The organism is Bradyrhizobium sp. Ghvi (assembly GCF_900115265.1).
Classification (GTDB): Bacteria; Pseudomonadota; Alphaproteobacteria; order Rhizobiales; family Xanthobacteraceae; genus Bradyrhizobium.
Genome location: NZ_FOVU01000010.1, coordinates 143,941 through 167,633, shown reverse-complemented (window position 1 = coordinate 167,633; position 23,693 = coordinate 143,941). Strand labels below are relative to the sequence as shown.

The 23,693-nt window shown below is 63.1% G+C and carries 21 protein-coding genes; 5 read left to right on the top strand and 16 right to left on the bottom strand.

Going from position 1 to position 23,693, the window contains the following annotated elements:
- Window positions 1–73 precede the first annotated feature (73 nt).
- Window positions 74–1,381 carry a GGDEF domain-containing protein gene (locus BM374_RS29980; protein ID WP_092300950.1) on the top strand — a complete coding sequence of 436 codons (1,308 nt, stop codon included), beginning with the start codon at window positions 74–76 and terminating at the stop codon, window positions 1,379–1,381.
- A 15-nt stretch (window positions 1,382–1,396) separates the two neighbouring features.
- On the opposite strand, the gene BM374_RS29975 is transcribed toward BM374_RS29980, so the two are convergent.
- Window positions 1,397–2,017 (bottom strand): TetR/AcrR family transcriptional regulator, encoded by a 621-nt coding sequence (locus tag BM374_RS29975; RefSeq protein WP_177248632.1) that lies wholly within the window; start codon window positions 2,015–2,017, stop codon window positions 1,397–1,399.
- 674 nt (window positions 2,018–2,691) lie between these two features.
- On the opposite strand from BM374_RS29975, the gene BM374_RS29970 reads away from it, so the two are divergent.
- Window positions 2,692–6,096 (top strand): acyl-[ACP]--phospholipid O-acyltransferase, encoded by a 3,405-nt coding sequence (locus tag BM374_RS29970; protein WP_092300943.1) that lies wholly within the window; start codon window positions 2,692–2,694, stop codon window positions 6,094–6,096.
- 5 nt (window positions 6,097–6,101) lie between these two features.
- Complete coding sequence (locus BM374_RS29965; protein ID WP_092300940.1) at window positions 6,102–6,779, top strand: esterase/lipase family protein; 678 nt, start codon at window positions 6,102–6,104, stop codon at window positions 6,777–6,779.
- Here the strand turns inward: BM374_RS29965 and BM374_RS29960 are convergent.
- The 4 genes from BM374_RS29960 to tcuA form a co-directional block, all read right to left on the bottom strand.
- Complete coding sequence (locus tag BM374_RS29960) at window positions 6,772–7,287, bottom strand: disulfide bond formation protein B (protein WP_244552743.1); 516 nt, start codon at window positions 7,285–7,287, stop codon at window positions 6,772–6,774. The genes BM374_RS29965 and BM374_RS29960 overlap by 8 nt on opposite strands.
- 46 nt (window positions 7,288–7,333) lie before the next feature.
- Entirely contained in the window at window positions 7,334–7,492 is a 159-nt protein-coding gene (locus tag BM374_RS38830) for a DUF5993 family protein (protein WP_177248626.1), read from the bottom strand.
- A 70-nt stretch (window positions 7,493–7,562) separates the two neighbouring features.
- Window positions 7,563–8,669 (bottom strand): tricarballylate utilization 4Fe-4S protein TcuB, encoded by a 1,107-nt coding sequence (tcuB, locus tag BM374_RS29955; RefSeq protein ID WP_092300934.1) that lies wholly within the window; start codon window positions 8,667–8,669, stop codon window positions 7,563–7,565.
- A complete protein-coding gene (gene tcuA, locus BM374_RS29950) occupies window positions 8,656–10,047 on the bottom strand; it encodes an FAD-dependent tricarballylate dehydrogenase TcuA (protein ID WP_092300931.1) in 1,392 nt (463 codons plus the stop codon). Before tcuA ends, tcuB begins: the two co-directional genes overlap by 14 nt.
- Before the next feature lie 145 nt (window positions 10,048–10,192).
- On the opposite strand from tcuA, the gene BM374_RS29945 reads away from it, so the two are divergent.
- Window positions 10,193–10,876 (top strand): GntR family transcriptional regulator, encoded by a 684-nt coding sequence (locus BM374_RS29945; protein WP_092300928.1) that lies wholly within the window; start codon window positions 10,193–10,195, stop codon window positions 10,874–10,876.
- A gap of 601 nt (window positions 10,877–11,477) precedes the next feature.
- Here the strand turns inward: BM374_RS29945 and BM374_RS39215 are convergent.
- A complete protein-coding gene (locus BM374_RS39215; protein ID WP_210188605.1) occupies window positions 11,478–11,750 on the bottom strand; it encodes a hypothetical protein in 273 nt (90 codons plus the stop codon).
- A 5-nt stretch (window positions 11,751–11,755) separates the two neighbouring features.
- Window positions 11,756–12,166 carry a 2-phosphosulfolactate phosphatase gene (locus BM374_RS39210; RefSeq protein ID WP_210188604.1) on the bottom strand — a complete coding sequence of 137 codons (411 nt, stop codon included), beginning with the start codon at window positions 12,164–12,166 and terminating at the stop codon, window positions 11,756–11,758.
- A 101-nt stretch (window positions 12,167–12,267) separates the two neighbouring features.
- Here BM374_RS39210 and BM374_RS29935 point away from each other — a divergent pair, with 101 nt between their 5' ends.
- Window positions 12,268–12,717, top strand: coding sequence for a GNAT family N-acetyltransferase (locus BM374_RS29935; protein ID WP_092300925.1), 450 nt, complete (start codon window positions 12,268–12,270; stop codon window positions 12,715–12,717).
- 187 nt (window positions 12,718–12,904) lie between these two features.
- On the opposite strand, the gene BM374_RS38825 is transcribed toward BM374_RS29935, so the two are convergent.
- The 9 genes from BM374_RS38825 to BM374_RS29890 all read right to left on the bottom strand — a co-directional run bounded on the left by BM374_RS38825 (window position 12,905) and on the right by BM374_RS29890 (window position 23,691).
- Window positions 12,905–13,078: a hypothetical protein gene (locus BM374_RS38825; RefSeq protein ID WP_177248625.1), complete on the bottom strand. Its 174-nt coding sequence runs from the start codon at window positions 13,076–13,078 to the stop codon at window positions 12,905–12,907.
- 319 nt (window positions 13,079–13,397) lie between these two features.
- A complete protein-coding gene (locus tag BM374_RS29925) occupies window positions 13,398–14,195 on the bottom strand; it encodes a serine hydrolase domain-containing protein (protein ID WP_092300922.1) in 798 nt (265 codons plus the stop codon).
- A 219-nt stretch (window positions 14,196–14,414) separates the two neighbouring features.
- On the bottom strand, window positions 14,415–14,888 hold the full coding sequence (gene ybaK / locus BM374_RS29920) for a Cys-tRNA(Pro) deacylase (protein ID WP_092300919.1): 474 nt from the start codon (window positions 14,886–14,888) through the stop codon (window positions 14,415–14,417).
- 171 nt (window positions 14,889–15,059) lie between these two features.
- Window positions 15,060–17,828: a formate dehydrogenase subunit alpha gene (gene fdhF / locus BM374_RS29915; protein ID WP_092300916.1), complete on the bottom strand. Its 2,769-nt coding sequence runs from the start codon at window positions 17,826–17,828 to the stop codon at window positions 15,060–15,062.
- Window positions 17,825–19,534, bottom strand: a complete 1,710-nt coding sequence (locus BM374_RS29910; RefSeq protein WP_092300913.1) for an NADH-ubiquinone oxidoreductase-F iron-sulfur binding region domain-containing protein — start codon at window positions 19,532–19,534, stop codon at window positions 17,825–17,827. Before BM374_RS29910 ends, fdhF begins: the two co-directional genes overlap by 4 nt.
- Window positions 19,535–19,785: 251 nt before the next feature.
- Complete coding sequence (locus BM374_RS29905) at window positions 19,786–20,067, bottom strand: hypothetical protein (RefSeq protein ID WP_092300910.1); 282 nt, start codon at window positions 20,065–20,067, stop codon at window positions 19,786–19,788.
- An 86-nt stretch (window positions 20,068–20,153) separates the two neighbouring features.
- On the bottom strand, window positions 20,154–21,806 hold the full coding sequence (locus BM374_RS29900) for an OFA family MFS transporter (protein WP_092300907.1): 1,653 nt from the start codon (window positions 21,804–21,806) through the stop codon (window positions 20,154–20,156).
- A 321-nt stretch (window positions 21,807–22,127) separates the two neighbouring features.
- The gene (locus BM374_RS29895; RefSeq protein WP_092300904.1) at window positions 22,128–22,391 is read right to left on the bottom strand and encodes a sulfurtransferase TusA family protein; all 264 of its coding nucleotides are present in this window, start codon (window positions 22,389–22,391) and stop codon (window positions 22,128–22,130) included.
- A 43-nt stretch (window positions 22,392–22,434) separates the two neighbouring features.
- A complete protein-coding gene (locus tag BM374_RS29890; RefSeq protein ID WP_092300901.1) occupies window positions 22,435–23,691 on the bottom strand; it encodes a molybdopterin molybdotransferase MoeA in 1,257 nt (418 codons plus the stop codon).
- Window positions 23,692–23,693 lie beyond the last annotated feature (2 nt).

Genomic DNA, 23,693 nt, shown 5'->3' with positions numbered 1-23,693 from the left:
AAGCAGCATTCCCGCATGGTTCGCGTTATCAGCCGAACGATCGGCTGGGTCGTTGAGTGATTTGGGGAACGCAGTGTTTCGCAGAACAGCAACCTCGGCGAAGGAACGCAGCTTCCTTCACGCGATCAAACTCGTCTCGCCGTTCGTGATGGTCGTCGTGCTGCAGGCGGCGATCGCCGGATTCAGCCTCGAGGTGATGTCATCGGTTCGCGCCTATGTCGCGGGCGAGGCGATGTGGTCGCGTTCGCAGAAGAACGCCGTCTATTTCCTCAATCTCTATCTGCATTCGGGCGAAGCCGGCCAGTTCGCACAATACCGGACCTCGCTCGCCGTCCCCATCGGCGACGAATATGCAAGATGGGCGCTCGAGAGCGATCCGGTCGACATCGAGACCGCGCGCATCGGCTTCCTGCAAGGCGGCAACCATCCCGATGACGTTCCCGACCTGATCTGGCTGTTCCGCTATTTCAACCGGGTCAGCTTCCTCCGCGAAGCGATTCGGGAATGGGCAGCCACCGATCCCATGCTGCTGGAGCTCGGCGTGTTCGGTGAAGTCATCCGGAGTGAACTGAAGGACGGCCCCATCACAGACAGCGGCCGCCGCCAGTTCCTCTCGTCACGGCTCTCGGAGTTGAACAGGCAGTTCACCGGGCATGCCGAGCGGTTCTCAACCGTCCTCGGCGAAGGCTCTCGCACCATCAAACTGACTCTGACTTGGCTGAACATCGCGACCGCCGCGACCTTGATCCTGCTCCTGATCTGGCATACGCGGCGACTGGTGCTGCAAAGGCAGGCTTTCGAGGAAGCATTGCATGCGGAAAAGGATCGCCTCGCCTTTCAAGCCTCGCATGATTGGCTGACAGGTATCGCGAACCGGCGAGCCTTCGAGGCGCGCCTGCAGGGCGAGCTCGATGCTCGCAGCGAAGGCTCCCTCAGCCTGATCCTGCTCGACCTCGACCAGTTCAAGGGCGTCAACGACAGCTGCGGCCATCTCGCCGGCGATCGGCTGCTGTGTCAGGTCGCGCGCCTGCTGCTGCAGGACCGGCGGCCACGCGATCTGGTCGCCCGGCTCGGCGGTGACGAATTCGGCCTGATCCTGCCGCAATGTCCGCCATGCGACGCCGTCGATATCGCCGAGCGGCTGCGGCGGTCGCTCGAACTGTTCAACTTCGCCTGGGATGATCGCTGCTTTGCTGTGACCGCCAGCATTGGCGTTGCCTGCATTGCCGATGGCAACACCACGCTCGAGCAAGCGATGCGTCAGGCGGACGCCGCCTGCTATCGCGCCAAGGAAAAGGGCCGCAACCGGGTTCAGGTCGACAACGGGAAACCGGACGTCGTTCTCGTCGCCCCAAGGCCGCGCGAGGCCGCCCGCGCCTAAGAGTAACCGACGCCATCACCGTGTCGGCAGGATCCCGAGACCGACGAGATGCGCGTCGAGGAATTGCTTAACCTGCTGGCGCAGCATCTGCGGCGGTACGGCGACCATGCGCTCTTCGAGGCCGAGTGAGATGATCCCGTGCACCGCGGAAAATAGCGTGCGCGACAGCAGGGCGAGCTTCACGTCATCCGCATCTGGGAGCACCCGCACCAGCGGCGGGTGCATCAACGCGAAGGCGTCCATCACCATCTGGAGGATATCGTCAGGATAAGGACGGTCATCCTCCATCCGATGCTCGAACAGCGAGCGCAGCAGATTGGCGTGCTCGGCGAAGAAGTCGAGATAGGTCTCGGCAAGGCCGTACAGCTGGCGCACCGGATCTTCGGCCGAAACGCCGCCGAGGCGCGTCGTCAGCGCCTGCACCGTCTCGCGGTTGACGGTCAGGATCACCCCGTCGAAGTCGCCGAACTCATTATAGACACTGCCGACGGAGCAGCCGGCGGCTTCGGCTACATCTCGAACCTTCAACGATCTCAATCCCTTAGCCGCGATAATGCCTCGGGCGATCTCCAGGATCTGGAGCCGGCGCCGATTTTTTTTCCGATCCCTTATCGATTCATCTTGAACATTGTTCATTCTTGAGCTACCAACGTGAACATTGTTCAAACTAACCCGGAGACCTGCAAAATGCAAACCCTTGCTGTTGATGTCGCCTCCGCCTTCATTGATGACGCCGCGGCTCTCGTGACCGGATTTGGCCGCGCCCTGCTGCGGTTCGCCACGGCACCGATCGATCGCATCGCCAATGCCTGCGACATTGCCGGTGTGCTCGCCGAGCGCCGCGCGACCTTCCGGATGTGGCGGGCGAGCCGCGCCCGTCGCGGAGGCCGCCGCTTCAGCCTGCTTGGTTGCCTCAATCCCTTCCGCCATCTCGCTCATCTCACCTGAGGAGAGGCTTTCGCACGTGCGCATCCATTCCATTGCGAGGGCCGGATGCAACAGTAGCCTTATTGTGTCCGGACATTCGTGGCCGACTTCGCTGATGTCAAAAGATGCTGTTCGGCTTTTCCTCCTCGCCCCGGGCAATATCCGGCCAGCCCGGCATTGCTGTCGGACACCAGGGCCGCGCGGCCGGATATTTGCGAACCTAACGACATCAGTTCGAGACCAACAGGGTCGGAGAGGGATCGAGGGGACACGGCAGGGCCGCGACAATTGTCACCCTGCCATCGCTCCCCACACTCTTCCGGTCGGGACGTTCGATCCGCAACGTAACAACCTCACTCTGCCTTCCCAAAACAGGACTGATCATGATCAGGAATTTGATGTCGTCACGCCGCTTTGCGCCGCTGTTCTGGGCGCAATTCTTCTCGGCGCTCAACGACAACGTGCTCAAGAACGCACTCGTCATCATCCTGCTCTACAGCGTCGCGACCGGCCATGGTGATGCGCTTGTGACGGTGGCAGGCGCCGTCTTCATCTTTCCCTATTTCATCCTGTCCGGCCTCGGCGGCCAGCTCGCCGACAAATACGTCAAATCGGTCGTCGCCAGGCGGTTGAAATTCGCCGAGATCTTCGCAGCAAGCTTTGCCGCCGCCGGCTTCCTCATGCATTCGGTGCCGCTGCTGTTCACCGCGCTCGCATTGTTCGGCATCATCGCCGCCCTGTTCGGCCCCGTGAAATACGCCATGCTGCCGGACCAGCTCGAACTCGGCGAGCTCGCGAGCGGCAACGCGCTGGTCGAAGGCGCGACCTTCATGGCCATCCTGCTCGGCACGGTCGCGGGCGGCCAGTTCGTGGCAGGCTCTGCTCATATGGGCTGGGTCGCATCGGCCGTGGTCCTGCTGGCCCTGCTGTCCTGGGCCTTCGCGTCCCGCATTCCGCAAACAACGCCCTCCGCGCCCGATCTGCCCGTCGATGCCAATCCCTGGACCTCGACGCTCAGCCTGCTCAGGACGCTGCACGCCGACCACCGGCTGTGGGACGGCACAGTGATCGTCTCCTGGTTCTGGCTGGTCGGCGCCATCGTGCTGTCGCTGCTGCCGGCGCTGGTCAAGGACGTGGTCGGCGGCAGCGAAGGCGTGGTGACCCTGTGCCTTGCGATCTTCGCGATCGGCATTGCGATCGGCTCGCTGTTCGCGGCCAGCCTGAGCCACGTTCGGCCGAACCTCGCACTGGTGCCGATCGGCGCCATCATCATGAGTTGCGCCGGCCTTGATCTCGCCTGGGCCGTCGCAGTGGTCACCAAGGGCCAGGACATCGCCGCGGTAGACTTCGCAACCTCGTTCACCGGCTTGCGCATGCTGGCCGACTTCGTCGCCTTTGCCTTCGGCGGCGGACTGTTCGTCGTTCCCTCCTTCGCCGCCGTGCAGGCCTGGTCGGAGCCGGACGAGCGCGCCCGCATCATCGCCGCCGGCAACGTGCTGCAGGCCGCCTTCATGGTGGTGGGCTCCCTCTTCGTCGCGCTGCTGCAGGCGGGCGGATTGCATGTCGGCTGGATCTTCTTCGGACTCGGCATCGCCAGCTTCGGCGCTGTCTGGTTCGTACTGACGAAATGGGGCAAGGAGGGCGTGCGCGATTTCGGCGGACTCCTGTTCCGCGCGCTGTTCCGCACCGAGGTGCGCGGGCTGGAGAACCTGCCGCCTCCGGGTACGCGCATGCTGATCGCGCCGAACCATGTGAGCCTGATCGACGGCCCGCTGCTGCACGCCGTGCTGCCGATCGATGCAAGTTTCGCGGTCGATACCGGTATCGCCAAGGCCTGGTGGGCCAGGCCGTTCCTGCGCGTGGTCAAGCACTACACCGTGGACCCGAGCAAGCCGCTGGCCGCACGCGACCTGATCAAGCTCGTCGCCGCTGGCGAGCCGGTCGTGATCTTCCCGGAGGGACGCATCACCGTCTCCGGCTCGCTGATGAAGGTCTATGACGGCACCGCCATGATCGCGGACAAGGCCGATGCCGTCGTCGTGCCTGTACGCATCGAGGGCGCGCAACGCTCGCATCTCAGCTACCTCAACTCCAGCCAGATCAAGCGCTCCTGGTTTCCGCGCGTGACGGTCACGATCCTGCCGCCGGTCAAGCTGCCGGTCGACGAGCAGCTGAAGGGCAAGGCGCGCCGCAACGCCGCCGGCGCCGCGCTCCAGGACGTGATGATCGATGCTCTGGTGAAGAATGCGATGCTCGATCACTCGTTGTTCGAAGCGCTCGGGCACGCCTATCGCGACCGCGACACCGGCAAGGTCGTCGTCGAGGATGCACTCGGCACCAAGCTGACCTATCGCAAGCTGATCCTCGGCGCGCAGGTCCTGAGCCGCAAGCTCGAGACCGGCACCTCGGCCGGAGAGAATGTCGGCGTGCTGCTGCCGAACTCCGCAGGCGTCGCCGTCGTGTTCATGGCGCTGCAGAGCATCGGCCGGGTCCCGGCGATGCTCAATTTCTCGGCCGGCCCGGTCAGCGTGCTCGCCGCCATGAAGGCCGCGCAGGTCAAGACCGTGCTGACCTCGAAGGCCTTCATCGAAAAGGGTAAGCTGGGCAAGCTGATGGCCGCGATCTCGGCCGAAGCCCGAATCGTCTATCTCGAAGACGTCCGCGCCTCGATCGGCACGGCCGACAAGATCAACGGCCTGCTCGCAGGCACCGCGCCGCGCGTCGTTCGCCAGGCCAACGACCCAGCCGTGGTGCTGTTCACCTCAGGCTCCGAAGGCACGCCCAAGGGCGTGGTGCTGTCCCACCGCAACATCCTCGCCAACGCGGCGCAGGCGCTGGCGCGGGTCGACGCCAACGCCAACGACAAGGTGTTCAACGTACTGCCGGTGTTCCACTCCTTCGGCCTCACCGGCGGCATGATGATGCCAATGCTCGCGGGCATTCCGATCTACATGTACCCCTCGCCGCTGCATTACCGGATCGTGCCGGAGCTGATCTACCAGACCGGAGCAACGATCCTGTTCGGCACCGACACGTTCCTCACCGGCTACGCCCGCTCGGCGCACGCTTACGACTTCCGCACCCTGCGCCTGGTGATCGCCGGCGCCGAGGCGGTCAAGGATCGCACTCGCCAGGTGTTCATGGAGCGCTACGGCATCCGCATCCTCGAAGGCTATGGCGTCACCGAAACGGCGCCGGTGCTGGCGATGAACACGCCGATGGCCAATCGCCCCGGCACCGTCGGCCGCCTGTCGCCGCTGATGGAAAGCAAGCTCGATCCTGTTCCCGGCATCGAGGAAGGCGGACGTCTCTCGGTCCGTGGGCCGAACGTGATGCTCGGCTATTTGCGGGCCGAAAATCCCGGCGTGCTCGAAGTGCTTCCCGACGGTTGGCACGACACCGGCGATATCGTCGCGATCGATGCCGCCGGCTTCATCACCATCAAGGGGCGCGCCAAGCGCTTCGCCAAGATTGCCGGCGAAATGGTCTCGCTGTCGGCAGTCGAGAGCATCGCGACGACGCTATGGCCGCAGGCCGCCTCGGTCGCCGTATCGATCCCCGATCAGCGCAAGGGCGAGCGCATCGTGCTGCTGACGACGGAAAAGACCGCCGAGCGCAGTGCAATGCAAGTTCAAGCCAAGGCGATCGGCGCCTCCGAACTGACCGTGCCGGCAACGATCATGGTCGTCGACAAGGTGCCGCTGCTCGGCACCGGCAAGACCGATTACGTCACCGCAACGACGATGGCGCGTGAGCAGGCGTGTTCGCCGGAGCGCGAGGTTGCGTAACAGAGATGCGCGAGGCGCCTGAAATGAACAGCGCGCAATGCCCGGGAGTGGTTCTGCTTCATGGCATCGCGCGCACCTCCTCATCGCTAAAGAGGCTTGAGCGAGCGCTCCAGACATCCGGGTTCGCAACGCTCAACATCGCGTACGCGAGCCGTACGAAGCCAATCGCAGCGCTCGCTGACGATATTCATCCGGCGATCGCCCGCTTCGCCGGGCGAGAGGCCCCGCTCCATTTCGTCGCCCACTCGATGGGTGGTCTCGTGGTGCGCGCCTGTATCGCGAAGTACCGGCCCTCGCGCCTTGGCGGTGTCGTGATGCTGGGAACGCCGAATGGCGGCAGCGAGGTCGCCGATCTCCTGAGCGGGTCTCGATTCTACCGCGCGTTCTACGGGCCGGCCGGGCTCGAGCTCACGACAGCGCGCCGGCCGGACGCTCTCCCTGACGTGGACTATCCCGTCGGCGTGATCGCGGGCAGCCGCTTCATCGATCCCGTCGCCGGTCTGTTCGTTCTGCCGAAACCGAATGACGGACGGGTCTCGGTTCAGAGCGCGATGCTCACCGGTATGACCGACCATATCGTCGTGAAGGCGTCTCATACCGGGCTGCCGCGCAACGCCATCGCGATTGCCCACACGATCGCCTTCCTGCGCGAAGGCCACTTCCGCACCGCGCCGCTCACTTGAGCAGGAGATAACGGACCGGGTTGTCGTCGCACTGGCCTGCCCCGCACTCCAGCACGGTAGAGAGGAGATTTGCGGCAACCAGCAAAGCGAAGATCGCAAAGACCGCGTTGGATGCCAGCCGATGGAGGGGCACATCTCCGTCTCGCTTCCCGCTCATGTCCTTCAGGACAAAGACAAGGGCGACATAGCAGATAACACCGACGGCCGCGATCAGCGCCCAGGTGTAGAAATGCAGGCCCAGCAGCGTCGAGCCATATCCGGGATCACCGGGGGCGAGATGCAGCGACACCTGCCTCATCGAGATGACGCCGGTGACGAGGCTGGCGATGAGGACCATCGCGTAATGTGACAGGCGTTCACCGAACTGCATGTTAAACAGAAAGCCCATGCCGATTGCGATGAACCCGGCGCGTTGCAGCAGGCATAGCGGACATGGCAACTCGCCACGCGCAAGCTGATAGAAGAACGCGACGGTCAGGATCAGCGAGATCCCGAGCAATCCGAGCATGTTCAGGATCGTGGCGACCGGTTGTCGGCTCGGCATCGCGACACCGTCAGAAGGAGAATTTGAGCGGATCGGTCGCGTGGTGAAAGAACCATGCGACGGTAACGACGATCGTTGCGCTCCAGAGCGCGTAGCTCAGCCCCGCGCGCGAGCGCCAGACGCAGGCGCAGCTTGCGAGCGCCAGTAGAAATGGCAGAAACATGTACATGAGCGCTGGCTCCCAAGCGATACGGGCATTGCACGAACTGCTCAAGGGATACGTTAGCCCTGCGTGCCCCTCAAGAGCCGGTTTCGCTGCGTCGCTCCCGCGCGTAACGCACCAGCGCTGCGAAGCGATAGATGCCGTGCACGAACTTGCCATAGGGCATGGTGATGAACAGCGCGAAGACTGCGCCGAGATGCAGCGCCAGCAGCGGCCCCATCGCCGAGGTCTCGCGCAAGAAGAGAAGCAGCATCCCGGTAAGGCCGGTGAGGAACAGCATGGCGATGAAGCCGACATCCATGCCGTAGCTGATCTCGTCGAGCAACGCCGGATCGCGCTGCATCTTGGCTGCGAACAGGCCGACCGGACCGACGATGAGGCCGATGCCACCGAGTGTACCCAGCACCACGGGCAGATCCCACCAGGGATACGGCGCCTCACGGCCGAACAGATAGTGGTACAGCGTCGCCACCGACGTCGCGGCAAAGCACAGCAGGAAGCCGTAGAACGTCAAATGATGGAAAAGCTTGCGCCGGTCGGTCGGCTTGTCGTCCTCGTTGTAGCAGCCGACGCCGCCGCCATGGAGATAGCGCAACTCGCCGGCATCACGGATCGCCCGGAAGATGGAGCCACCGTCGGCACGGCCGCCGATCGGCGTGCCGATCTCGCGCCAGAATGCGCGCACGCTCATGACCAGCGCCAGGATCGCAAAGAGGAAGGCAGCGCTGAACAGCGCGGCCATCGCGTTGTGCGGCATCAGTCTGTAGAAAGCGCCGGGGCCGGTGTGCACGCCGAAAAGCACGCTGCTATCATTCAGCGCCGCGAAGCCGAAAATGAAGGCCGCCATGCTGAGCGCGGCCACGATGCTGATGACCAGCCCGTTGCGCGCGAAGGCGCCGGACAGCGCCTTTGGCCAGGCATAGGCCGCGTATGACTCGGCGCGCGCGACCGCGAGTGTCTTCGGAACATTCACGTTGAATTCGTGCGGCGGCGAGAACTGACAGTCGACGTAGCAGGCGCCGCAGGCATGGCAGAGATTGGCGAGATAGTTGAGGTCGCCGTCGGAGAAGGCGCGGCGCATCTCCATGGCCGGAAACACCGCGCAAAGACCCTCGCAATAGCGGCAGGAATTGCAGACCGTCATCAGGCGGTCGGCTTCGTCAAGAATCCTAGTTCCGTGCATGTTTCGCCGCTTCCCGTCCTGCGATCCGCCCGAATACGCTGCCGATGGTCATGCCCATGCCGGCGGCGTAACCCTTGCCGAGCACGTTGCCGGCCATGATCTCGCCGGCGGCGAACATGTTCGCGGACGGCTTGCCGTCGGCCATCAGCATCCGCGCCTCCTTGGTCACGCGCGTGCCGAGATAAGTGAAGGTGATACCCGGCCGCACAGGATAGGCGAGATAAGGCGGCGTTTCGATCTTGCGCGCCCAATGCGTCTTGGCTGGCGTGATGCCTTCGGTGCGACAATCGTCGAGGATGGTGTGGTCGAAAGTGCCCGGCCGCACCGCCGCGTTGAATTCGGCGACGGTCTTCTCCAATGCGGCCGGTTCAAGATCCAGCTTGCTCGCGAGCTCGGCCACCGTCTGTCCCGCGATCGGCGGAAACAATGTCGGCATGAAGCTGGTGACGACGGTGGAATCGAAGATGATGTAGGCGATCTGGTCGGGCTGCGCCGCGACCAGCCGGCCCCAGATCGCGTAGCGCTTCGGCCAGATGTCCTCACCCTCATCGTAGAAGCGCTGGGCATGCTTGTTGACGACGATGCCGAACACCACGGAGTCGTGACGCGTGATGATACCGCCGTCGAACTTCGGCGCGCGGGCATCGATCGCGACCGCGTGGCACTGGGTGGGATCGCCAACCTCCTGTACGCCCTTGTCGAGCAGCATCTTCAGGATCGAGCCGCGATTATAAGGCGTACCGCGGATCAGGAAATTGTCGGCGGCCTCGCCCCAATATTGCTTCAGCCATGCGATGTTGGCCTCGAACCCGCCGGCGGCCGCCACCAGCGAGGTCGCGCGGATCTCGGTCTCGCCTTTGACCGGCCGCTTCAGGCGCGCGGCGAGGAACATGCCGTCCTCGATCACGAGGTCGGTCACCTCGGCATCGTATTCGACGTCCACACCGAGACGTTCAGCCGTCAGATACAACGCGTTGAGCATCGCCCGGCCGCCGCCGAGGAAGAAGGAGTTGGTGCGGCCGAGACTTAGCGTGCCGCCGAGCGAAGGCTGCCAGCGAACGCCCTGCTCCACGATCCAGTTCAGGATATCCTTGGACTCGCGGATCATGTGCCGGGCAAGCACCTCGTCGGTCTGCCCGCCGGTGACGCGCAGCAGGTCCTCCCAGAACTCCTCCTCGGTGTATGGACCAGTGAGAATTTCGGTTGCGGCATCGTGGGCACAGCGCATGTTGCGGGTGTGGCGGGTGTTGCCGCCGCGGTAGAATTTGGGCGCGCCTTCGAGCACCAGCACGGAGGCGCCGCTGCGGCGCGCTGCGATCGCCGCGCACAGCGCCGCGTTGCCGCCGCCGATCACCAGCACGTCGTATTTGCTGCTCATGTCGTCTGCCCGATGCGACGAGGTTGGAAACATTCTGCCCGCGGCCAAGGTCGATCGTTCCGCTATTGCGTACTTTTGTATACAAAGATATACATGCACGACGCAAGCGGCATCTCTGCATGAGCCGAATGCACGGTGAGGGACCATGGCCAGACGACCGGCAAAGGCAGGCGGATCGATCGTGCGCGGCGAAGGAGTTGCGCTGGGTGAAGCCGTATTCCGCTCGCTCTGCGAGGCGCTGCAGGCCGGCAGCTACCGCGCCGGCGACCGCCTCCGGGAGGAGGAAGTGGCGCAGCGGCTCAAGGTCAGCCGCACGCCGGTGCGCGAAGCCCTGGGCCGCCTTGCCGCGCGCGGCTTTGTCGAGCCCGCCGGCGGCCGGGGGCTGATCGTCCGCGACCTCGACATCTCAGAGGTGCTCGAGCTTTACGCCATGCGCGAGATCATGGAAGGCGCCGCCGCGCGCCTTGCCGCCGAGCATGCCTCGGCGCCCGAGATCGACGCACTCAGGGATATCGAGCAGGCTTTTGCTGAAGCTTCCGAGACCGACGCCACCGAGATGGCAAGGTTGAACCGCGCCTTTCACGAAGCGGTCTGCCGCGCCGCGCGCAACCGCTATCTCGACAATGCCTCCCGCGAGTTGCAGGACTGGATCGCCCTGCTCGGCCCAACCACCTTCACCGTGACGGGCCGTCCCTCGACCAGCCACGGCGAACACCTGGCCATCATCGACGCCATCGCGGCGCGCGACGGCGACAAGGCCGAGCAGCTCGCCCGCGCCCACATCCGCGAGGCGCTGCGCTGCCGCCTCAGGCTGCTGCAGAAGCAGTAGCGCGTGTACTCGTGAATGTCGGCTTCCGCGGGTTAAGTGGAAGTCGCTCTGGTTGGTTGGGATCGCGTGCGTATGGCCCGCTGCTGACTTCATACCCTTCGCGTGCTATGCACAGCCCATGCCCCGAGAAGGCACTCTGCGACGACGCCTTGCACTTGGTCTTCCTGACCTCACCGCGGAGGTCTACCTCTACCCAACTGAGGACGGAGGGAGGAAGTTGCCCGTCCGTCTCGGTTGGGGCTGTCCTTGCAGCAGCATGAATAAGGCTCCAGTTGAAGGTTGGACTGGCTATCCGCTGCTTCAAGGCGAAATGATGCCGGGCGAACGCCGAACGCTTGGCTTCGTTTTTCTGATGGGCGCGGACGCTACTTCGGCGCTCACGGCGCATGATAAGTTTTACCTTTGGGAAGCTGGCGTTATCGGAGAGGCCAACATCATTCGATAGTGCTCTGGTCGTCTTATGTGAAGGGTTTCGGATGCCGGCCGCATGAAGGACGGCGCGGCACATTCGGGCGGCCGGCGTCCGAAACCCTTCACATTAGCGGACTCCAGCCCCCGTCGATCTCCGAGGAGCGACTTCCCCTAGAGGAAGGGGGTCCCTTCAGACATGCTCTTTCTGCGCAATCAATCGGCCGTCCTCGCGGGAAATGAGCACAGCAAAATCGTAGCGATCGATGTCAAGAGCGATATCAAGGTCGGAGGGATGCAGATGGGGCTTGGCTGGATCGTGGAAGGCGGGGATCTGTGGCCCTGCCAAGATGACGTCGCGCGTTCCAGATGGGCTGCCAAGTCGGCCTTGTAACAGGTTGCGCAGATGAATGGCGCAGAGTTCATCCTCGTCCGAGCGTCGAGCGCCATCTAGACCCATCGCCACCAGCGTTACATTTGCAGGCGCTTGTCTAAGGATGGCGCGCGCGGTCGCTTTTGCTGTAAGTAACGATCCGGCATAGAGGCGGTCGCTTGCATGGCGGCAACAATGCCTTGCGTGCCAGCGCTCGTACGCTGAACGATGGTTCGGCCTTTTAGATCTGCCTTTGACACCTCAAAGGGGGAGTTGCCTAAATCAAAGCCTGCTGGTGCCTTACCCCCGACCTCGCCCATGCAGAGTTCGCCGACGCCAGCGGCGGGCAACCGCAGAGCCTCCTCGACATCACGAACCATGACGATCCTCGTGGCCCCATTTGCAAGCGCAACTGCGGCGGTCGTAAAGGCGCGGAAGACATCAATGATTGCAGCTACCCCAACGGCGCGCTCGGCACCCGAAATCAGGCTATCAACGTGAATGTTCAACTCATCACCTCAGTTTCGATATCGACTCTTACACGTAACACGAGCCGGCTGATACAGTACCCCGTTAAAGTCCCTAGCCTTATCGATCTAGGATTTGGTGAATGAACGAATCAATTATTCGATCCGCGACCCGACACGATCTGCCCAAGGTGTTGGACCTTTACCGACACCTCCATCCGGATGAGCCTCCCCTGGCGGCGGCCAGAGCTGAACGCGTCTGGACGACTTTGCTTGGATCTGACTTCGTAACGGTAATCGTGGCCGAAACAGCAGAATTGCTCATATCTTCATGCACTCTGGCCATTGTGCCCAACCTGACACGCGGCGGTAGATCGCATGGTGTGATTGAGAACGTGGTCACCCATGCTGAGTATCGCAGGTTAGGTCTCTGCCGACGAGTCCTTGCTTACGCTCTCGATATCGCGGCTCAAGCTGACTGCTACAAGGTCCATCTGGCGACAGGCTCAAAACAGGAGGCGACGTTACGCTTCTATGAGAGCGCAGGCTTTCAGCGCGATGCAAAAACGTACTTCGAGGTGAGGCGTCTCTAGGACTCGAAAACGGGCTCGTCGCCTGACTTTTCCGCTTCTGGCCCCATCTGCGAAGTTGCGCCGCGTCTAGCTGAGCTCCGCTCATCGCGGCAGAGCGGACCGGATCCACTCACGTTCGGACGGAACCAGGCGCGAGCGCAGTCGAAGGATCAGTTGGCGAAATGAACTGGGGAGGCGCTGGCGGCACTTATTTCTGGATTGATCCGAAGGAGAACAGCATTCCCTGACCTCCGGGCTCCCACTTCATGGGGCTGCGCGGATCAAACATGTCGGACGTGCCAATCTTCTTGTCGGCGGGAAGAGGTTCGGCAACCAGCGACTTTTTGGCCGGGTCTGTTACGTAAAAGCTCGTGTCTTTCATACGTTCCTCGCGTTTCGACGCGGAAGCTGACGCGGCAAGCCGGGCCCTAAAAATAGGCGAACCGCCGCGTGGAGCGGCGGTTCGACGCAGGGCTCATTTGTCAAATGCGCCATACACGAGATTTTTCAGTGCGTTCCGAATTCGCGTGCGCTGCGACGGCGCCTGCGCCATCAACACAACGAACATCTCTCGACCGTCGGAGACTATGCCCGTTTCACCCAGATGCTGCTGAACGGCGGTGATCTGGATGGTAAGCGATATCTGAGTCCGAAGACGATCGCCTACATGGCCTCCAACCATATCGGGCCGGGCACTGGTGTTACTCCGGGTCCCTATTACCTGCCGGGTCCGGGTTATGGTTTTGGCTTGGGATTCGCCCCAATGGATCGAGCAGGCGCTCCTTTTCGAACTGATAGAGCGATTTGCCTGAGACCACTTCCACGACGCGGCCGAGGATATCGGTCGAATGGCTGTAGTCCCATGTGGTTCCGGGTTGATAGGCGAGTGGCAGCTTCGCGATTCGCTCTGCAAACTCTGCGTTGTCGAAGTCGCCGTCGAACAGCTTGGCTTCCACATAGGTCTTCTTGACCATGCCTTCACCGAAGAAGCCGTAGGTCAGGCCGGAGGTGTGGCGCATCAGGTCCTGAATGGTGATCTGCCGCTTCGCGGCGACAAATTCAAGGGTCGTCCCAGCCTCGCTCTTTGTCTCTACGCCGACTTTCAGGTTGGCAAAGGAGGGAATATACTTCGATACCGGGTCGTCGAGTTGCAGCTTGCCCTCCTCGACGAGCATCATTGCTGCCACGGTCGTGATGGGTTTCGACATCGAATAGATGCGGAAAATCGTGTTGGGAGTCATCGGCTCCTTCGTCGCGGGATCACGAACGCCAAAACTGTTAAAGTAAGCAGTCTCTCCCTTGCGCTGGATCATCAAGATCGCGCCAGCAATTTTGCCCGTCTCGACTTCGTTCTTAAAATAGGCGTCGATGCGAGCTAGGCCTTCGCTGGTAAAGCCCGCTTCCTTGGGATTGGCCGCGGGAGTTTGCGCAAGCGCTACGGAAAGAGGGAATAGCAGCCCGATGAAGGCAATGTATCTCAATCGAGCGAAGGATCTCATCCAAACCTCCTGTGTGAGAAATGCAAACGCCATGTCGCGCACGATACGCGAGCCATCCCTTTTACATGACGGCCGTGGGCGAAAGGAGACGTTCGCTTCAGAGGGAGAATGACAGGACGCCTGACCTGTCGAGCGCCGACGGGAGCATGAAGCGGCGTAAGATTGCCCGAACTATCACCGGGCGCCGCACAGCGATCTTTCGCTGTGCCTCAACGGCCTTCAGGTAATCACGTCCGCCACGACGGCCTTCACGACGTCCCGCACATCGGTCGGCTTCATCCGCACCTGCAAGCCCCGTTGGCCGCCATTGAGATAGACCAGCTCATGTGCGAGCGCGCTTCTCTCGAGCACGGTGGCGACCTGCTTGCGCTGCCCGAACGGGCTGATGCCGCCGACCTTGTAGCCAGTGACGCGCTCGGCCTCGGGCGGCTTCATCATCTGCGCCGACTTGCCGCGCGCGGCAGCAGCGAGCTTCTTCATCGAGACCTCCTGGTCGGAGGGGACGATGACGCAGACCGGCTTGCCGTCGACCAGCGCCATCAACGTTTTCAGCACGCGCGCCGGGTCCTCACCGAGCGCGGCGGCCGCCTGCAACCCGATGCTTTCGGCATCGGGATCGTAGTCGTAAGAATGGACGGTGAAGGCGACGCCAGCGGCGGAGAGTGCGCGGGTGGCCGGAGTGACTTTGGACATGCGTCACGTTTACCACCGTCAGTACGGGAGGCGAAGCCGGGCGCGGTTGGCGATTATGCCCTTATACAGGTGTTTTGCCCGACGTCGCAAGTAATTTTCGGTAATACCGAAAATTACTCAAGCCTTTCAACCCCCCGCTCTACTGTGCATGGGGTTGTTTTGCGCGGATTGCTACTCCGCCGCGTCCCGCATCTCCGCTCGCTCGGCCCTGGCCGCACAGAACTTGAACTCCGGGATCTTGCCGAACGGATCGAGCGCCGGGTTGGTCAGCAGGTTGGCCGCCGCCTCCGCGTAGCAGAACGGCATGAACACCATGTTTTCCGGCACGTCGCGGTCGGAGCGGACCTTGACCTCGACGGCGCCGCGACGGGTCTCCAGGCGAATGAAATCGCCAGGCACCAGCTTTTTCCTGCGCATGTCCTTTGGCGACATGAACGCAACGGCCTCCGGCTCGATCTGGTCCAGCACCTGGGCACGTCGCGTCATCGAGCCGGTGTGCCAGTGCTCCAGCACGCGGCCGGTCGACAGCACCATCGGATATTCGTCGTCGGGCAGTTCGTCCGGCGGAATGACATGGGCCGGCACGATCCTGCCGCGACCGCTCGCGGTCGGGAAACCCGTGGTGAAGATGATCTCGTTGCCGGGCTTGTTCGGATCGTCGGCCGGATAGGTGACGGCGCCTTCGCGCACCAGCCGCTCCCAGCTGATGTTCTTCAGCGACGGCATCAGCTCCGCCATCTCGGTGTAGACGTCGCCCGGGCCGGAATAATTCCAGGGCAGACCCATGCGCTTGCCGATCTCCTGGATGATCCAGAGATCCTGCCGCGCATCGCCGGGCGGCTTGATGACCTGGCGCGCGAGCTGCACGCGGCGATCGGTGTTGGTGAAGGAGCCGTCCTTCTCGGCGAAGGCCGAGGCCGGCAGGATGACGTCGGCGTGGAACGCGGTCTCGGTGACGAAGAGATCCTGCACCACGAGGTGATCGAGCATCGCGAGCGCCTGGCGCGCGTGCTGGAGATCGGGGTCCGACATCGCGGGGTTCTCGCCCTCGATATACATGCCCTTGATCTCGCCGGCATGGATCGCGTTCATGATCTCGACCACGGTCAGGCCGCGGACGGGATCGAGATCCTGCTGCCACAACTTTTCGAAACTGCCGCGCAGATCGTCGCGGCCGACCGGCTGATAGTCCGGCAGGAACATCGGGATCAGGCCGGCGTCGGAGGCGCCTTGCACGTTGTTCTGTCCACGCAGCGGATGCAGGCCGGTGCCGGGCCGGCCGACCTGGCCGGTGATCAGCGCCAGCGCGATCAGGCAGCGTGCGTTATCGGTGCCGTGAACGTGCTGGCTGATGCCCATGCCCCAGAAGATGATCGACGATTTTGCCCTTGCATAGGTTCGCGCGACCTCGCGCAGCGTCTGCGCCGGGATGCCGCAGATCGGCTCCATCTTCTCCGGCGTGAACTCCTTGATCTTCTCCTTGAGGTCCTCGAATCCTTCGGTGTAGCCGGCGATGTACTGGTCGTCGGTCAGGCCTTCGGTGATGATCGTGTTGATCATCGCGTTCAGCATGGCGACGTCGGAGCCCGGCTTGAACTGGAGATGCTTGGTTGCGTGACGCGACAAAGTCTGCCGACGCGGATCCATCACGAACAGCTTGGCACCGTTCTGCTTGACCGCGTTCTTGATGAAGGTCGCGGCCACCGGATGGTTCACGGTCGGGTTGGCGCCGATCACCCAGATAACTTCCGCGTCCATCGCCGCCGAGAACGGCGCCGACACCGCGCCCGAGCTCAGGCCCTCGAACAGCGCCGCCACGGACGAGGCGTGGCACAGCCGGGTGCAATGGTCGACATTGTTCGAGCCGAAACCGGTGCGCACCAGCTTCTGGAACAGATAGGCCTCTTCGTTCGAGCCCTTGGCCGAGCCGAAGCCGGCCAGCGCCTTCACGCCCTTCTCGTCGCGGATCTTGACGAGGCCCTTGGCGGCAAGGTCAAGCGCTTCATCCCAGCTTGCTTCACGGAAATGCGTGAAGGGATTGGCGGGATCGACCTGGTCGTTGGCATCCTTCTTCGCATTCGGCAGACGCACCAGCGGCTTGGTCAGCCGATGCGGATGGTGGATGTAGTCGAAGCCGAAGCGGCCCTTGACGCAAAGACGATTGTGATTGGCGGGGCCGTCGCGGCCTTCCGCGTAGATCACCTTCTGGTCCTTGACCTCGTAGGTGACCTGGCAGCCGACGCCGCAGAACGGGCAGAGCGAGTCCACTTTCCGATCGGCATAGGTCACGCGGGTCTGCTTCTCGTCCAGCATCACGGCCGGCATCAGCGCGCCGGTCGGACAGGCCTGCACGCATTCGCCGCAGGCGACGCAAGTGGACTCGCCCATGGGATCGTCGAAGTCGAACACGATCTTGGCGCCGGCGTTGCGATAGGCCATGCCGATGACGTCGTTGACCTGAACCTCGCGGCAGGCGCGCACGCAGAGGCCGCACTGGATGCAGGCATCGAGATTGACGCGCATCGCCGGATGGCTGGCGTCAGTCGCCCAGCGCTCGGCAGCGGGGAAGCGGCTCTCGGTGACGCCCGTCGCCTCGGCCCAGTGCCAGAACTTCGAATCCGGGTCGTGGCTGGTCTCGCGCGCGGGCTGGTCGGCGACCAGCAGCTCCATCACCATCTTCTGCGCTGCAGTCGCGCGGGCGGACTCGGTCTTGACCTTCATGCCGACCGACGGCGTGCGTTTGCACGAGGCGGCGAGCACGCGCTCGCCCTCGATCTCGACCATGCAGGCGCGGCAATTGCCGTCGGGGCGATAATCGGGCGCCGGCGAATAGCACAGATGCGGGATGTCGCGGCCCTGGCGCTTTGCGACCTGCCAGATCGTCTCGCCAGGTTTGGCCTCGACCTGCTTGCCGTCGAGCTCGAACGTAATCTTCGTCATTCGGCCGCTTCCTTGAACTCGTCAGGGAAATATTTGATCACGGAGGACAGCGGATTCGATGCCGCCTGTCCGAGCCCGCAGATCGAGGCGTCGCGCATCGCCTGGCTCAATTCTTCCAGCAGGGCACGGTTCCAGACCGGCTTCTGCATCAGTAGCGCCGCCTTCTGGGTTCCGACGCGGCATGGCGTGCACTGGCCGCAGCTCTCGTCCTCGAAGAACTTCATCAGGTTGAGCGCGGCGGCGCGTACGCTGTCCTTTTGCGACAGGATCACGATCGCCGCAGAACCGATGAAGCAGCCGTATTTCTCCAGCGTGCCGAAATCGAGCGGGATGTCGTCCATCGACGCGGGCAGAATGCCGCCGGAGGCGCCGCCCGGCAGGTACGCGTAGAACTGATGGCCGTCGGCCATGCCGCCGCAATATTCGTCGATCAGTTCGCGCACGGTGATGCCCGCGGGCGCCAGCTTCATGCCGGGATTTTTGACGCGACCCGAGACCGAGAAGCTGCGCAGGCCGTGACGCTCGTGGCGGCCATGGCCCTTCCACCAATCGGCCCCCTTCTCGACAATGTCGCGCACCCACCACAGCGTCTCGATATTGTTGATCAGCGTCGGAAGGCCGAACAACCCGACCTGGAACGGGTAAGGCGGCTTGTGCCGCGGCAGGCCGCGCTTGCCTTCGATGCTTTCCAGCAGCGAAGACTCCTCGCCGCAGATATAGGCGCCAGCGCCACGGCGCATGTGCAGCGTCGGGCCGCCTGCGGGCAGCTTTGCGATCTCGCGCGTCAGGATCTCGCGCGAGGCCGGATATTCGTCGCGCAGATAGATGTAGACGTCGGAGGCCTGCACCACATGCGCGCCGATCAGCATGCCCTCGATGAAGCGATGCGGATCGCTTTCGAGATAGACGCGATCCTTGAACGTGCCGGGCTCGCCTTCGTCGCCGTTGATCGCCATCAGCCGCGGACCGGGCTCCCCTAACACGGCGCGCCATTTACGACCAGTCGGGAAGCCGGCGCCGCCGAGGCCGCGCAGCGAGGCGTCGTCGAGCGCCTTCAGCAGATCGTCTTTCGAGAGCTCACCCGAGCGCAGGCGGTCCAGCAGCTTGTACCCACCGCCGGCGATGTAGCTGTCGTAATCGATGTATTTGGGCAGATGCGCGTGGGTGTCGCCGGCTTTTGCGGCGGCCATGACATTGTCAACGGTCGCATGATCGACGAAGTTGTGGCCGACTTCAGCAGCCGGCGCGGTATCGCAGCGCCCGACGCACGGCGCTCGGACGACGCGAATGCCGGGGCCTGATGCACTCTGCAAATCCTCCAGCAGCTTTTCGCCCCCGAGCATCGCGCAAGTCAGCGAATCGCAGACGCGGATCGTCAGCGGCTGGACGTCGGGCTCGCCTTCCTTCACCACGTCGAAATGCGCATAGAAGGTCGCGGTCTCGAACACCTCGGCGAAGGCGAGCTTCATCTCGTCGGCGAGCGCGGCAAGATGGGCGGCCGAGATCTGGTGATACTTGTCCTGGATCAGGTGCAGATATTCGATCAGGAGATCGCGCCGCCGTGGGCGGTCGCCCAGCAACTGCTCGATCTCATGCGAGGCGGTCGGATCGACCTGTCGTCCTTTGGGCGTCGCCTTGGCGCGCCGGCGCCCCTCGCCCGGATGCTCGAATTCTCTGACCTTGTGAACGTCGTCGTTGCTGCTCATGGAAACGTCGCGTTCTCCTCAAAAGCGCGATGATCTCAGGCTGGGATCGCCATCGCGACCCGCCCTCATTTCCGGGCTCAAATCGATGGAACCGCGTGCTCCCGCGTCCTTGAATCGAGCCTCATTCCGCTCAACTCTAGTCTCTGGTATACCAGAGGGGCAAGTAGATTTAGAACGTCTCTATAATGATTTAGGGGGCGGGCAGCCGCCCTGCCACGCCCCCTTTCGCGATCCATCCCTGGAACCCGGCGTCAGGTCTTATCCATGCAATCCTGGATGTAGAACCAGCGATCATCGCCGGTCAGTCCCTTGGCCTTCACCTCGGCACGGCAGGCCTTCAGCTTCGGCTTATTGGCGGCCCAGGTGGCTTTCATCTGTTTCAGCTTCTGCATCGTGAGCTTGATCTTGCCCGGCGGCTTGGCGGAAGTGGTCGCGGCAAGTGCCGGCGCAGGCGCCGTCGCGGTCTGGGCGGATGCGGTGTGGAGGCTTGCTGCCAACAGCATGGCGGTAAGGCAGATACGGGTGCGAAGCATAGGAATCCCCTAGTCCCATTCTCAATTTGTCAGTCAAACGAATACCGCGGGACGCTGGCGTCAGCTTCCCGCGGTGACAGGTTCGATCAAAGGATCTTCACGGCGCTCTCGAGCGTCTTGTACACGCCCCACGCCAGCGGAATGCCGACAAAGAGCCAGAACAGGGCAGCCTTGACGTCAAGGCCGCCAGTGCCGATCCCGAACGAGCCGGTCTGGACCTGACCCGCACCGGCGGTTGCCGCCTGCAACTTCGCGATCTCAGCCTCGCTCATATACCATTTTGAGTCGACCGGCTTGACGAGGTAGTTGCAGATGATACCCGCGATCAGCATCGCACAGAGAATGTACATGGTCGTGTTGTAGAGCTGGTCACGCGGCACGCCCGCCGCGAGCTGGAACTCGCGGATGTAGTTCACCACGACGGGGCCGATGATGCCCGCGGTCGACCAAGCCGTCAGCAGCCGGCCGTGAATGGCCCCGACGAACTGGGTTCCGAACATGTCGGCGAGATAAGCCGGCACCGTCGCAAAGCCGCCGCCATACATCGACAGGATGATGCCGAACCCGAGCACGAAGAGAAGCTTCGATCCCATTGCCGCAAAGGTCGGCGCCAGCGCGTAGAGCACGATGCCGAGGATGAAGAACGTGTAGTAGGTGTTCTTGCGGCCCATATAGTCGGACAGCGAGGCCCAGAAGAACCGGCCGCCGATGTTGAACAGCGACAGCAGGCCGGCAAAGCCCGCCGCGATGCCGGCGATCACGGTCTTCTGCTCAACCGAGAGCTGGCCGAAGGTGAGCTCGGGATGCCCGATCAACTTGCCGGCGAAGATTTCCTGGAGCATCGGCGAGGCCATGCCGATCACGCCGATCCCGGCGGACACGTTCAAGCACAGCACCCACCAGATCAACCAGAATTGCGGCGTCTTGTGCGCGTTGTCGAGGTGGACGTGATGCTCGGTGATCATCGACTTCTTTTCGCTCGGCGGAGTCCAGCCCTCAGGCTGCCAGCCAGCGGGCGTCACGCGATAGGCAAACGCACCGATCGTCATGAAGACGAAATAGACGAGGCCCATGACGACGAAGGTCTGCCACACACCGACGTCGGTCGACGATTTGAAGTAGTTGATCAGCAGATTGGCGAATGGCGCGCCGATCATCGCACCACCGCCAAAGCCCATGATGGCCATGCCCGTCGCCATGCCGCGGCGATCGGGAAACCATTTGATCAGCGTCGACACCGGCGAGATGTAGCCGAGGCCGAGCCCGACGCCGCCGATGACACCGGCTCCGAGCCACATGATCCAGAGTTGATGGACGTAGACGCCGAGCGCGCCGATCAGGAGCCCGCCGCCCCAGCAAAGTGCGGCAACGAAGCCTGCCTTGCGCGGACCGGCTCGTTCAAGCCAGCCGCCCCAGATCGCGGCGGAGACGCCAAGCAGGACGAAGAACAGGGTGAACATCCACCCGAGGCTCGCGACCTTCCAGTCGCACGTGGTGGTGAAGAGCTCTTGCCACAGCGACATATCCGGGCAGGCCTTCGGAGCCGTGAGGCCGACCGCACGCGAGAGCGGCAGCCAGAACACCGAGAAGCCGTAGGCCATGCCGATGCAGAGATGGATGCACAGCGCCGCAGGCGGCACCAGCCAGCGATTGAAGCCGGCCTTCGCCACTGTATGTTCGCGATCGAGAATTCCCGCGCCAGCACCCGAAATGCTTCCAGTGCCCTCAATTGTCGTCATGCACTCCTCCCCTGCAGCTGCCCTTCTGAGCAAACCTGCCGCTACGATCCTGTTCCTCAGCCCATTGCGACGCAGCCGTTGCCCCTGCTGCTCCGCACAATCACCCGACACGCGCCAGGACCGTCACGCGCACCTGAAAAAGATAACCCCTCGAATGGGGCTCTATGCCCGATATGATATGCAGGCTTCGTGCGTGGCCCGCTTATCTGCGTAACGCGGACAAGACTCAACCTCCGCGCCCGCGCGGACAAAGTCAATTGGGGCAGAAGCCGTGATCGATGTCGATAGATAAAAGGTCGGTATCGGCGTGGTCACGCGCGCTCAAGAACGCAGCGCAGCATTGGCGTCGCCTATCGAACCATTCGCTTTTTCTATCAAGAACACGATGCGCGCGTCGTTGCGCTCGGTGATCTCCACCGTGTCGCCCGTCTCGCGGATCAGGTTCGGAATGTCAATTACCGACAGCGGATCCGTGCAGTGCACCTCAAGTTGATCGCCCGGTTGCAATGGCTTTAGCGCCTTGCGTGTTTTCAAGGCTGGTAGCGGGCATTTCAGCCCGGTGAGATCGAGGGTCGTTCGGGTCATGGGCGCAACATGGCGGGAGAGAACGAGAGCGTCAACGCAGGGCTCAGATCAGGTCTGCATAGGACAGGAAACCTACGCTCTCACCCGGTTCGACGCGCGTGATGTCTTCGCCCAGCTCAATCAGTCCGTCGGTCTCCACCAATGACGAGAGCAGCCCGGCGCCTTCGCGCGGAAACTTGACCGCTTCCAGCGCACCATCCTCCGCGCGCCTCAACGAGGCCCGCACATATTCGCGACGGCCCGGTTTCTTTTTGTAGGCGAACGCCGCACGCAACGGGATCGGCAACAGCGGCTCCGGCAGACTGCCGGCAAGCGCCAATACAGTCGGACGCACCACATGGACGAAGGTGACGTAGCTCGCGACGGGGTTGCCGGGCAATCCGATCAGTGGCGTGCCGTCGATGATGCCCATCGCCACGGGCCGGCCGGGCTTGATCGCCATCCGCCACAGCACGAGTGAGCCGACGCTTTCGACCGCTGCCTTGACGTGGTCTTCCTCGCCGGTCGAGACGCCCCCGGTGGTGAGGATCAGATCGTGCGCGCCCGCCACGTGCTTCAATCCATTCGCGAGCGAGCTGCGCTCGTCGCGCAAAATGCCGAGATCGCTAACCTCGCAGCCAAGCCGGCGCAGCATCGCCATCAGCATGAAACGGTTGGAGTCGAACAGCTGCGAAGCCGCGCGGGGCTCGCCGGGCGAAGCCAACTCGTCGCCAGTGGAGAACACCGCGACACGGATGCGCCTGACGACGTCAAGCCGGGTCAGCCCGAACGCCGCGGCGAGCGCAACGTGCTGCGGCCGCAGCCGCTGGCCGGCGCATAGAGCAACCTGTCCCAGCGGGATGTCCTCTCCTGCCGGCCGAACATTGGCACCTCGCTTCAGCCCGGATGGCAGCACGACCTTGCCTGATTGATCGATGCGGACATCTTCCTGCATGAAGACGGTCTCGGCCCCCGGCGGCATCGGCGCACCCGTGAAGATGCGCGCGGCGTGACCGGGCTTGATCGACGCTTGGGCAACGCCACCGGCCTGGATGCGGCCATCGAGCGGGAACGCCCGCTCTGCTGTCTCGGGGAGATCGGCATCGCCGACGGCGTAGCCGTCGACAGCCGAGTTGGTGAAAGGCGGCAGCGGCAGCGGCGCCGCGATGTTGTGCGCCAGCACGCGCCCGTCGGCCTCAACCAGCGTCACCGTCTCGAGATCGGCGATCGCGCTGACGCGGGCCGTGATCAGGCCAACGGCCTCGTCGACCGACATCATCGGTCCACTGAAAGCAAAACAATCATCCGACAGTTGCGCCATGG